Source organism: bacterium, from assembly GCA_036382775.1.
Lineage (GTDB): Bacteria > Hydrothermota > Tepidihabitantia > SM23-42 > JAOAFX01 > DASVHD01.
On record DASVHD010000047.1, the window covers coordinates 79,412 to 91,672 of the forward strand.

The following is a 12,261-nucleotide window of genomic DNA, read 5'->3' on the forward strand; positions in this document are numbered from 1 at the left end:
TCATTGTTCCTCGTCGTCCATTGAATATTCAACGAGCAGGATCTGGTTTTTGCCCGAGGAATCAGCATATTTCGCGAACCGGTGCGGGAATTCCTTTTCGATCCAGAAATAGAATTTCATTTTTACGAAGATCACGCGCGGCATCATCATGACTTTCCAGCAGGAAAGTTCACCCACGGGCGTGTCGATAACCTCGGCGCCAATGACCGACAGGTCCGCGTTGATGACCATGAATTCGGGCACGTTGAGCCGAATCCGGTGCTTAAAATCTTTTGTGTAATTGAATCCCCTAAGCACAAAATCCAGAGTGTGGCGGTCAAAAATGGGGCCTTTTTCTTCATAGCTCGTCTTTCTGCCCTTGAAATTCACCATGAATTTGTTGCGTCGTTCAATACTTAACTCCCATTTACCCTTTACAAGTTTGTAAACATAAAGCGTCCGGAAATCAACCGTATCGATTATGACATCGATGAGACGATCGGAGACATAGCGCACGCGGTACCCGACGCTGTCCTTGTTAAGCGTCACCGTCAGTGTGCCCAGCTTGCCCTTGTCATTTGTCTGGTAGATAAAGGATTCGTGGGATGGTATCATCAAGCTGATGAGAAAAAAAAGCATGATCTATCGCTTATTTCGCAACAGCTTTTCGACGATACCGACCAGGTCCATTATGTCGTCGATCTCGAAGTCAGCGCCGGAATGGATCGTACCAAAGGTATCTCCATACCGAGCAAACACTGTTCTCATGCCGATGAGCTTGGCGCCCGTAATGTCTCGTTCCGCCCAGTCGCCGACCATGATAACTTCATGCGGCTTAACCTTAAGGCGTTTAAGCGCAGCTTTAAATGGCGCGGGGTCCGGTTTCCTTTTGCGCGTATCCTGGAAAGTGATAACCACGTCGAACATGTATTGCAGGTTCAACTGCGAGAGCCTGAGCCAAGCCTGCAGCCGCGGCGCATCGGTGACCACCGCCAGCTTCAATCCCATTTTCATCAGTTTCATTAGCGTGAGCTGGACGTGCGGGTACAGGACCAGGGCCGCTTCGCGGGCCCGACGGTATCCGATAATCCCGGCCGAATGGATGCGGTAATCGATCGTCCCCAATTCCTTGGTTAGGAACCTGTCAAGCACTCGTTGATCCTCGATCCCCTCTGCGCCGTAGATCGCATATATTTTTTCGCGCGCCTTGCGCTTGGAGATCTTCAAACCAGCGTCGATCATGGCATGGATCGCGGCATTTATGGAAGCGTCCTTCATAGCCATAAAGTCGACCAGCGTATTGTCAAGGTCGAAAATAATGGCTTTGATCATTGGAAAATATGATTACAGCGATAAGAAAAATGGATGACGGCGATAAAGAACATAATCAAAGAAGGCGTTATAGGTTCGCGCGCAGCAGGGCGGCGGCTCGTTCCGGTGATAGTCGGTTGATGTAAAAACCGGTGCCGAGTTCAAATCCGGTCGTCCGGTAGATCCTTGGGATGATCTCGATGTGCCAGTGGAAGTCCTGCTCGATCGTGGTCCAGTAGTCGGAACGCGGCAGGAGATTGGGACTGTCATTAAGGATCAGATTATAGGGCGGAATGCCGATCGTCCGGTCGAGCGAATTGAAGGTTTTTTTCAAAACGTAAGCCAGGTCATTGCATTCCTCGTCGGTTATGCGCTTGTACGAGAACGAATGGTTTTTCGGCAGGATCAGCATTTCGAAAGGGAACCGCGAGGCGTAAGGCGTGAAAACCACGAAACGGTCAGACTGGAATACTAATCGATCGCCAAATTCGATCTCTTGCTGTATGATATCGCACAGCAGGCATCTTTCTTTGTAGCTGTAATATTCAAAGGTCCCCTTCAATTTCAATTTTATACGTACTGGTGTTGCCGGCAGGGCGATCAGATCGGAATGCGTATGCGCGATGGTCGATGAACCGGCCAGGTGTCCGTGATTTTTGAAGATCAGGATGTAGCGCATGCGCTTGTCATTATGCAGGTCGGTGATGCGCGTGCGGTAGGTCTGCAGAACCAGCCGGATATCTTCAGGAGGAAGCTCAAAAATATTTTCCAAATGTCGAGGAGTTTCGATAATTACCTCGTTCGCACCGATGCCAGTGACCATGTCATACACACCCATGCCGAATTTTTTCAGTTCGCCTTCAATCCTTAAGATTGGATTGATGTTTGGTACGACCCTGACTTTCCAGCCGGGACCATTGGGCTTCGATGTGCTGTCGCGAACAGCGTAGATCTCCGGCGGCGTTTGGGATTCGTTGCCCTCATCGAACGGGCAGGACTGCACAATTTCTGGTTTTTCATGCGGGATCTCGGGGATGTCCGTATTATCGGGATCGATTATCACCCAGGTATCGGTCACGATATCGCGGCGGACTTCGGACATGGCAGTGGTTATATTGAAACGAACCCTGGATTATTCAACTGTGACGCTCTTTGCCAGGTTCCGGGGCCGGTCCACATCGAGACCTTTCATCGTAGCGATATAGTATGCGAGGAGCTGCAGAGGGACGACGGCGACGATCGGCGACAGATACTCGGTGCCTTCGGGTATGGTGATGACATACTTGCTCATATTCCTGGTCTTCGTGTCGCCTGCGCTGATAACGCTGATGATCATGCCCTGTCGGGCTGATACTTCTTCGATATTACTGTACATCTTTTCGTATACGCTGGACTGGGGATTAATACAGACGACCGGCATTTTTTGGTCGATCAACGCGATCGGTCCATGTTTCATCTCGCCCGCAGCATAACCGGTCGCATGAATATACGATATTTCCTTTAATTTTAGCGCACCCTCAAGCGCCGTCGGGTAGTTTATGCCGCGCCCCAGGAACAAAAAATCCCGGGCGTTGTAGAATTCGCCCGCAATCTTTTCAACGAGGCTGGCATTGTCCAGGATCTCCTTCAGGTAATCGGGTATTCGCTGGATCGACGATAGGTGGTCAGCAAAGTCCCGGCTGTTAACAAAACCGCGTACATGACCGAGATGAAGGCTGAGCAGGTACAGGTCGAGAAGTTCGGCGGTGTAGGCTTTGGTGGAGGCAACGCCGATCTCGGTGCCGGCCATGATTGTGATATTGTTATCCGACTCGCGGTAAATACTCGACTGCGCAACGTTGACCAGTGATAGGACTTTCAAAAAGCGCGTCTTGGCTTCGCGCAGTCCAGCCAGCGTGTCCGCCGTCTCTCCTGACTGACTGATCGCCATGACCATTGTATCGCCGTTAAGGACCGTGTCACGGTACCGGAACTCGCTCGAGATATCAACATCGGTCGATATCCGAGCGAACCGCTCGATCAAGTATTTCCCCACAACACCGGCATGCCAGCTGGTGCCGCAAGCCTGGATGAAGATCCGGGACAGGTTGCGGATCTCGCGTTCAGTCAGCTTTAGATCCGTGCCCAGATTGATCTTGCCATCACTGATCCGTTCCTGGATTATACCCTGCATGATCGCGGGCTGTTCGAATATTTCCTTTAACATGAAATGAGGATAACTCCCTTTATCGATGTCCGTGATCTTGATCGTCACCTTGCGTGGCTTTACAGCGATCGGTTCCCCCTTGAAATTGGTGACCGTACAGCGACCCGGCGCAATCAAGCTGACCGTATCATTGGGCATGTCGATGACCTCGTCAAAGATCGAAAGCAAACCCGAGAAGTCGGACGCCAGACCGGCTTCGTCGGCATTGAAACTACAGACCAACGGCGCGTCATGCCGCGCGCCGATGATCTTATCGGGCTCTCCCGAGTAGATGACCGCAAAGGCGAAATTGCCGATCAACTGCGCCACGGCACTGCGTACCGCTTCGTATAGACCGCGGCCGATATTGTCTTCGATCAAATGGACGATAACCTCGGAATCGGTGAAGGAACGGAAGATATGACCTTTTTCTTCCAAACTTTCTTTGAGTGAAATATAATTTTCGACAATGCCGTTCACGACCAGGGCGATCTGCTCGTTACAGTCAAGGAACGGATGGGTGTTCATTTCATGCGGAATGCCGTGCGTGGCCCACCGTGTGTGACCGATCCCGACCTTGCCCTTCACGGGTTCACGTTTAATCAGCGCGTCGAGTTCGCTCAGTTTACCAGGGACCTTGCGGATCGCCAGCTCATCATGCTCGATGACTGCGATACCGCTGGAATCGTAGCCCCGGTACTCGAGACGCCACAGGCCGCCCAGCAGCACGCTGGCAACGTCCCGGCTTCCCACATAACCGACAATACCGCACATTGGGAATTATACCGAATATCGAGGTTGTGTCAACATTGGGATCCAGACCGGGAATTCAAGCCTTGATGGTTTTCTCGTAATCCTCGAATTCGCGGATCATCCGTCTTTTTTTGAACGCTGCCCTGCGCTCATCCGGCAAATGTTCCAGGATGTCGTTCAGGACCTGCCTGGCCTCCTGATGATTTTTCATGGTTGCCGAGGGATCACCGCGGTAGTAAGCGACCTCGCTTGCATAAAAACGCATGAGAAATAACGTTTCCTGGTCGACGTCGAATGTCCTGCGCACGCTTTCGGCTGTTTCTAGCAGTTTTGTGGCTTCCTGGATATGCGAGACCATCAGTTTATGGTCTTTGAGCGCCATCATGACCTTGGTCTTCACCTGCTGCAGGATGGAACTCAGGGCGATCGTATTCTCACCGGTTTCCCGGCTGGCTTCACGAATGCCGGCGCACATATTGAATGCCGCATCATAGTCTCCCTCGACGCGGTGCACTTCAGCCAGACTGAGGAGGACGTTCAGTTCCATGATCCGGCTGTTGAGGGCTTTGAAGATGCCCGCCGCCACGGTCAAATATTCACGGGCATTTTTATTGTCGCCCCGTTCCAGGGCAAGGGTACCCAGGCCGTAGTTCCCGTAACCGTTGCCAAGTTTATTATTGATCCGAGCATTGATCGCCAGGTATTCGCGATAATGTTTTTCCGCCTCATCAAAATCGCCTAGCTCATAATAGGTATCTCCGATGTTATAGGTCGATATGGCCTGTGCCAGTAGATTGCCGGTCTTCCGGTCAATGTCATTTGAGCGCTGAAGGTATTCCAGAGATTTCAGATAGTCGCCGCGACTGCTATAGTGGCCGCAAATGTTATTGTAGATAACCCCCTGGCCGGTCATGTCATCGAGCAGCTCATAAAGCTTGAGCGCCCGGTTGTACGATGCGAACGATCTTGCGGTCGTACCCAGGTGCGAATATATGGACCCCAGGATATTGTAGATCCGCGCCAGCAAACTGCGGTATTCGACGGTCGTGGCATCGGTCACGCTTGTGGCCGCTTTTTCCAGGATCTGGCGGGATTCTTCATAATCGCCGCGCAGGTAGTGGACCCAGGCGATGCCGATCCGGATCTCGAGTTTTTCGGTCTCCGGACGACCGATAAGTTCCTGGTTCGCCATTTCATAATGACCAAGCGCCGACGGATAGTCGCTGATGCGCTGGTATGTATCCGCAATGCTGCAGTACAGCGCAGCACGGCGTGCCGGGTCCGACGTCAGTTCAAGCGCCTTGGCGTACATGGCAAAGGCATCGTCGTTCTGCCCGGTCAGCGCGTAGATGTCGCCGAGCTTGGATATGACGCTGGCCCGCAGGTCGGCGGTTTCGGATCGCTCGCCGATCACCTTCATGACCGACAGGTAATAGGCGGTAGCTTCAAGGCTGGCATACCTTTTCCTGGCCAGGTCGCCCGCCTTGATCCCGTAATCAATGGTCTTGTCGGTTCGATCTGTTTTGCTGTAATGTTCAAAGAGCAGTTCATAGAATTCGGGCAACCGGTCGGCATAGATTTGTTCTATCGCGGTGCTGACTTTCAAGTGGAGTTCCTTCAACCGGCGGGCGGACAGGGTTGAATATATGACCTCCCTCACGAGCGCGTGGCTGAAGGAAAATTCATCATTATTCACGGTATATATGTATCCGCTTTCACGGATCCCGTTGATCAGTTCTTCAGCGTTCTCCCAAAAGGCCGTAATGCGCTTGAGAATGCCCAGTGAGAACGTGCGGCCTATGACCGCCATCTCGCTCAGGATACCCTGGGCATCGCGGTTCATGGTGTCGAACCGTGCGCGGATTATGCCCTCGATCGAATATGGAATCTCCATCTGCATGGCGGTCTCCGTACCCAGCCATTCCTCGCCCTTGCGGAAGATGATGCCGCGGGAGATCAACAGCTTTAACAGCTCTTCCAGGTAGAACGGATTGCCTTCTGATTTCGTCACCACTTCGCTGATCAACCGCTCGGAGACCCGCGGGACTTGCAGCAGGTTTTTTGATATTTCCTTGGTTTCTTTAAGGTCCAACCTGGTCAGCGAGATCATGACGACGGGTATCGTTTTTTTTATCTCTTCAAGGGTCCGGGCGAAAAGCTCTTCCTTTTCCTGACGCGAGATCATGATCATTAACGCCGGCATGTCAGGCATTGTTTCGATCATGAATTTGAGCATATCCAGGGTTGATGAATCTGCCAGGTATAGATCGTCTATGCAGTAGACCGTCGGGTTTGAAAGCGCGTAATTCCCCAGCAACATGGCGATCGCAATATGCGTCTGCAGCCTGATCTCCTTAGGGTCAAGATGCTTGATCCTGGTTTCGTGGTGCGGTTCCAATTTGATCGCAAAGAGATTGGCGATATAGGGAAAGACTTCCTCCGATCGGTCTCCGGTCAGCTGCTCGATCGTCCGCAGCAGCTTGGCGATCAGCGATTTTTCAGTATCATCGGGCGTGATCGCGCAAAGGTCCTTGATGATCTCGATGAACGGGAAGTAGAGCATCTCCCGGTATGGCGAACACCGGCCGACGCACCAGTTTATGCTCTGGGCTTTTTCCAGCGAGAATCCCAGCGAATAAGTGAACAGTTCTTCGATCAGTCGCGATTTTCCGACTCCCGCTTCACCGAGGATGCAGACCGTGCTGCCTTGGCGATCGAATAGAGCATTGATCAGACCGCTTAGAATCCGCAGCTGTGCTGCCCTGCCGACCATCGGCGACTGCAGCCCTTCGATACCGCGGCGCTTGATGAATCCGGTCTTCATGGCGTCCACGGTGAATACCGACACGGCCTTGCGCGATCCCTGCGGCAAGAATTCCAGGGGTTTGCCGAATTCGAAGACCGGTCGGGTGAGCTGGTAAACCTCACTGCTTACCCTGATCTCGCCGGGGACCGCTGATTCCATGATTCGGGCCGCGATATTGACGGCGTCGCCGATCACGGTATATTCGCTCTTGATATCGGAACCGACTGAACTCGCGAAGATGCGGCCCATATTGACGCCGATCTTGACCTGACACGGCATTGACGCCCGGGTCGCTGCGTCGCATGTCTTTTTGCGCATCAACAACGCAGCGCGGACAGCGCGCTCGGGATCATCTTCGTGCGCAGTGGGAACGCCGAAGGTCGCCATCAGCACTTTGCCTTCATGCTTGTCGACATGCCCCTCGTAAAGTTTAACCGCATCGTCCATGACCAGGTTGATTGATTTTATGATGTCGGCGTAATCTTCCGCGTCGGCAACCTGCTCGAGGCCGGTTATTTGAGCGAAAAGAACACAGCAGGGCTTTACCTGGGCTTCTTTGATCGTTCCCATTGCATTAAAACCTCATGGTTTTCCTTGATCGCAAAATAATTCATTTTATAGTTCGGGTCTTTTATCCGGTCGCCTTTTGATTTTATATCCTGGTACGCTTTTTCCAGATATTGATCCGCATCGCCGTTTTGGTCCAGCGCGGACAAGATCCGGTAATGGGTGTAAAAGACCGCGGCCCTGCTGCCTTCCAGCTCCGCGAGTCGCTGCAGTTTCGAGGTTGCCTTTACGGAAAGTTCCAAGGCTTTGTTGCGATCGCCCGTGTCAAGGCATATCGCGGCATAATTCGACAGGCCGAGAACCTCACAGCCGGCATACTTGGACTCGATCGCGAAGGCTATGCTCTTCTCTGACATCTTTTTCGCCATTTCGCTTTGGCCCAGCAGATGCAGGATGCGGGCGTAGTGATTATAATAAAAAGCAAGGTGGTTTTTTATCCGCAACTGCTCCAGTATTTTCAGGCATTTCTCCAGGTTCACTTGAGCGTCGTCAAATTTTCCGATCCCGATATAGCAGTCAGCCATGTCGCCGAGATGGAGTGCCACCCCTTCCAGGTGTTTGATCTCTTCGTCGATCTTCAGGGCCACGTTGAAATGTTCCAGTGCCTTCTCGTAATAACCCAGATCGGTGAGCGTTATCCCCATATTATGGTAGACATCTCCTTCACCACGCCGGTTCTGTATTTTCTTGTTGATCTCAAGAGCCTGGCTCAAATATGCCAGTTCCTGGTCGTAATCTCCCAGGGTATAGCTGACATTACCCAATTTTCTCAGCATCTCGGCCTTGAAAACCTCGTCGCCGATCATGATGGCGATCTTTAATGCCTCGTTGTACATGGCGCGCGCATCATGGTAGCGACTTAGATCAAAATAAAGGTTGCCGAATTCCGCCGTGAGGTAACCAAGAGAAACAGTATCGCCGTTGCGTTCGAACAGCGCTTTTGCACGATGGTAGTTTTCAAGAGCCTTATCGACCTCGCCGAGCCTTTGGCTGACCACGCCTAGTTTTTCATACGCAGTCGCTTCCAGTTTCGAGTCGACAATTGCCTGCGCCCGCTGCAGCATCCGCGTGAACAACTCCCCGGATTCACGCAGTTTCCCCTGGTTGTAGTGGATCAAACCCAGCCTTTGCAGCACGAACGGCGTTTCCTCCTCCTGCAGCAGCGATTCATAAATAATGATGGCCGGTGCGTAATCGGCGATCGAATCATGATAAAATCCCATGGCCTGTCTTGCCGCATAGCGTTGCTCAGCACTACCCGACCCATCGGCCAGCGCGATCAGACGCTTGACTGCCTCCCTTTCCCCTTCCCGGTCACCCATCCGGTTTAACAGGTTTGCTTTCTTGAGCAAAAGCTCGAATGTCCTGGCCGGCTCGACGCTTTCGGCCAATGTAAGCGCGGTGGAATATGCCTCTATCGCCTGCTGGGTCATGTGGGTATCTTCAAGATAGTGCGCCCATTGCACCGTGAACACGAACGCCTTCTCGTTGTGCCCGGCTTTTTGGAAGTGATAAGCGATCAGCCCGGTTGAATCGACGAGCGGCATGTTCTGTTCAAGCGCCTTCGCCACTTCGCCATGGAATTTTTGACGCATTTCCTTGGACAGGCGGGCGTATAGCTCATCCCGGATAATAGGCGTCTTGAAAAAGACCCGATCGCTGTCCAGTTGGATCAGGTTGTCGTTCATGCAGAATTTCACGAATTCGTTGTAATCGGGGAGCAACAAGCGCAGGATCTTCTTGTTTATTTCGTATCCATAGACGGAAAATATGGACAACCCCCACAGGTAGTTGGCCGGGATCGTGTCGATAATGTAGCCGGCGAGTTCGCGCAACCGGAAAGGCAGCACGATCTGCCTGGGGTTTTTCCCCAGGTGGAATTCATGGAGTATGTAATGGCACGATTCTTCCAGGTAGAGCGGATTGCCCTGGGAGAGTTCGATCACGCGCTGGGCAAGTTCGGACGGCAATTCGATTTTTTCGGTCAGGCTATCCACGATCTGTTTCGCATGATCGCTTGAAAGCGGTTGAAGCGTCACCATCTTTGGGGGCGCAGCGGCGCTCGTGCTGAGCGCATCCAGCACCTGGCGGGACCGGCTGCGGGTCTCGATGACCAGGGTCAGCGCGTGGCTCTGCATGTTATTCACGAGGTATTTTAGGTATTCAAGTGAATCGGTGTCGATCAAATCGATGCTCTGGAAAACCAGGATCAGCGGTTTGCGTCGCGACTCGTTGAACAGGATTTGGGTAAAGCTTTCATACAACTTCAGACGATAGCGATCGTCGGAAAGCTCCTGCGTTTTTTCAAGTGTGAAGTCGGCGTTCAGCGTGCGGATCACGCGCACGATACTGCCATAAGGTCCGCTGCTGCCGCTGCCCAAAAACGAAATGACGTGGATGTTGTAACCGTCATTCTGGTTCAATGCCCTCAGCGATTCGTGGATGAACCTGGTTTTGCCGATACCGGCCGGGCCCGTGATCACGATCAATTTTTCCTGGCAGTTCAGAAACCCGGTGAATTGGTTGAACTCTGGATCGCGGTCAAGGTATTCGGTCTGGTATTCCTGAAGCAATGTCTTTTCACTCTGCAGCTTCCAGTATTGATATCCACCTTCCTTTACTTCCTTGTGATCGAACAGGAGCTTATTCATTTCGCAGCAATTCCTGTTTAGACAAATATCACCCGCTTCGCCCAGCGCTTCGAGGTGCGATGCTTCCTCAATGACCGGACCGTACAGGTCAATGCCTTCGATAATGACCTCTCCGGATGCGACGCCGACATGCACGCCGACCGGATAGGCGAACATCTTGGCCGCTTCACGGACGCGCAGGGCCGCGATCAGTCCGTAATACGAATCCTTGCCGCGCGCTTTTGGAAAACCAAAGACTGCCATGACCCGGTCGCCTTCGTGGCGCAGCACCGTGCCTCCATAGCTGTGGATTATTGAATCGATAACGTTGTAGCAATTGTTGATGAAATCAGTCGTTGCTTCGGCGCCCAACTCGTCAGTAAGGCGGGTGAAGCCGGCAAGGTCTGCGTACAATACTGTGACCAGCCGTTTTTCCTTCATAGACAAATATTATAACCATTCTGAAAAATATTACAAGATATTGAAATTAACAATGGATTTTCAGATAATCTACAAGTAGTAGTTGGGGTAATTATCTACATAAATAAAAACATTATTTCATTACAGTGAATTTTTAAAGCAATGTCCTTTGGCCAATATTCAGTATAGCGAAATATACACCGGCATTTATTATGTATTTTGCACATTTCCACCTCCACGCTACTTATTATATTCTAAGCGCTAAATGAGAAATGTCAAGATATAATATGAAGGCCTATGGAACGCGGTTTTTTAGGTTATACTGGTAGGAAGGAGGCATTATGAATTACATTGGCATTGATTTGCATCGTAAGTTTTCGCAGGTTCACGTATATGATCCGGTGCAGGCGGTGGAATCGACGCGCCAGCTGGCGAATGAGCCCCGGGTGGTGCGGAAGTTTTTTCGGGCCCTGGAAGCACCCTGTAAGATTGCGGTGGAATCCACGGCCAACTGGTATTGGCTGGTCGACCTGCTCCAGGAACTGGAATTGGACGTGGTGCTTTCCAATCCGGTACAGACCAAAGCGATTGCCCACGCCCGCATCAAGAACGATAAGGTCGATGCCCAGACTTTGGCTCAGCTGCTCAGTGCGGACCTGTTACCGACCTGCTGGATGCCGACGCGGGCCGACCGCAATATCCGGGAGCTCCTGCGAACCCGGCTGGGACTTTTGGTCTTTCGGACCCGGTTCAAGAACATAATCCGGTCCGTGCTCGCCAAGTTCAACATCAACCTGGAACACAGCAATATCTGGGACGGCGCGGGTCGGGACGACCTGGAGTCCGTCCTCACGCCCAATGACCGCAAGACCCTGAACCGGCTGACGCTGGATCCGCCCTACCCGGAGATCATCCACCAGGCCTTGGTCCACGTCGACCTCTTGACCGAACAAATTGCCGATTGGGAAACGAAGATCCACCGGCTGGTCAAAATCACGCCCGCGGCTCGACAATTGACCACTGTGCCCGGTATCGGTGAACTCTCCGCCCTGACCATTCTCTATGAAAGCGGTCCCATGGACCGATTCCCGTCGGCCAAGCATTATACCAGTTACGCTGGCTTAGTCCCGCGCTGCCTGGGCAGCGCCGGCAAATACTGGCGGGGCAAGCTCTTTAAACAAGCTAATATGTACCTGAAGCGGATTTACATCGAGATCGCGCTGGCCGCAATGCGCGCCCGCCAAACCGACACCCGGCTTAAAGCCTTTTACCGACATACCTTTAACCGCAAAGGGATGGCCGTCGCGCGCATCGCTCTCGCCCGGAAAATCGCCGGGATCGTCTATCATATGCAGACCAAGGATATCGATTATGCAACCTGCATGACATACAATAAAATGGCTGGACAAGCCTCAACAACCCTTTAATCTTAAATGATTCGTGTCAAGATTAGGCCGCCCAGCCACTCCGAATAAGTTACCTTGTCCCTTCATGGACGAATAGCAGGATGGGGTTTCCCGCTTAGGTACCGCTTCGGATAACCAATTATAATGATCGGAGGCCGGATGTAAATAACAAAATCACTAGTTGACAACCTTCATATAGCAGGG

7 protein-coding genes are annotated in these 12,261 nt (G+C 52.1%); 1 reads left to right on the plus strand and 6 read right to left on the minus strand.

Translation table 11 applies throughout. From position 1 onward, the window contains the following. The 6 genes from VF399_12250 to VF399_12275 form a co-directional block, all read right to left on the minus strand. A complete protein-coding gene (locus VF399_12250) occupies positions 1-618 on the minus strand; it encodes a hypothetical protein (GenBank protein ID HEX7321111.1) in 618 nt (205 codons plus the stop codon). Positions 619-621: 3 nt separating this feature from the next. Then, positions 622-1,311 (minus strand): HAD-IIIA family hydrolase, encoded by a 690-nt coding sequence (locus tag VF399_12255; GenBank protein ID HEX7321112.1) that lies wholly within the window; start codon positions 1,309-1,311, stop codon positions 622-624. 67 nt (positions 1,312-1,378) lie between these two features. Beyond that, positions 1,379-2,392 (minus strand): DUF4931 domain-containing protein, encoded by a 1,014-nt coding sequence (locus VF399_12260; GenBank protein HEX7321113.1) that lies wholly within the window; start codon positions 2,390-2,392, stop codon positions 1,379-1,381. 30 nt (positions 2,393-2,422) lie between these two features. Beyond that, positions 2,423-4,249: a glutamine--fructose-6-phosphate transaminase (isomerizing) gene (gene glmS, locus VF399_12265; protein ID HEX7321114.1), complete on the minus strand. Its 1,827-nt coding sequence runs from the start codon at positions 4,247-4,249 to the stop codon at positions 2,423-2,425. A gap of 55 nt (positions 4,250-4,304) precedes the next feature. After that, a complete protein-coding gene (locus VF399_12270; GenBank protein HEX7321115.1) occupies positions 4,305-7,604 on the minus strand; it encodes a tetratricopeptide repeat protein in 3,300 nt (1,099 codons plus the stop codon). Further along, a complete protein-coding gene (locus VF399_12275) occupies positions 7,577-10,672 on the minus strand; it encodes a tetratricopeptide repeat protein (protein HEX7321116.1) in 3,096 nt (1,031 codons plus the stop codon). Before VF399_12275 ends, VF399_12270 begins: the two co-directional genes overlap by 28 nt. A 320-nt stretch (positions 10,673-10,992) precedes the next feature. On the opposite strand from VF399_12275, the gene VF399_12280 reads away from it, so the two are divergent. Next, complete coding sequence (locus VF399_12280; GenBank protein HEX7321117.1) at positions 10,993-12,078, plus strand: IS110 family transposase; 1,086 nt, start codon at positions 10,993-10,995, stop codon at positions 12,076-12,078. Positions 12,079-12,261: the final 183 nt, after the last annotated feature.

Bases quoted from the DNA above. Each gene is read 5' to 3' on its own strand.
- VF399_12250 (HEX7321111.1), bottom strand. From the start codon at position 618: ATGCTTTTTTTTCTCATCAGCTTGATGATACCATCCCACGAATCCTTT.
- VF399_12255 (HEX7321112.1), bottom strand. From the start codon at position 1,311: ATGATCAAAGCCATTATTTTCGACCTTGACAATACGCTGGTCGACTTT.
- VF399_12260 (HEX7321113.1), bottom strand. From the start codon at position 2,392: ATGTCCGAAGTCCGCCGCGATATCGTGACCGATACCTGGGTGATAATC.
- glmS (HEX7321114.1), bottom strand. From the start codon at position 4,249: ATGTGCGGTATTGTCGGTTATGTGGGAAGCCGGGACGTTGCCAGCGTG.
- VF399_12270 (HEX7321115.1), bottom strand. From the start codon at position 7,604: ATGGGAACGATCAAAGAAGCCCAGGTAAAGCCCTGCTGTGTTCTTTTC.
- VF399_12275 (HEX7321116.1), bottom strand. From the start codon at position 10,672: ATGAAGGAAAAACGGCTGGTCACAGTATTGTACGCAGACCTTGCCGGC.
- VF399_12280 (HEX7321117.1), top strand. From the start codon at position 10,993: ATGAATTACATTGGCATTGATTTGCATCGTAAGTTTTCGCAGGTTCAC.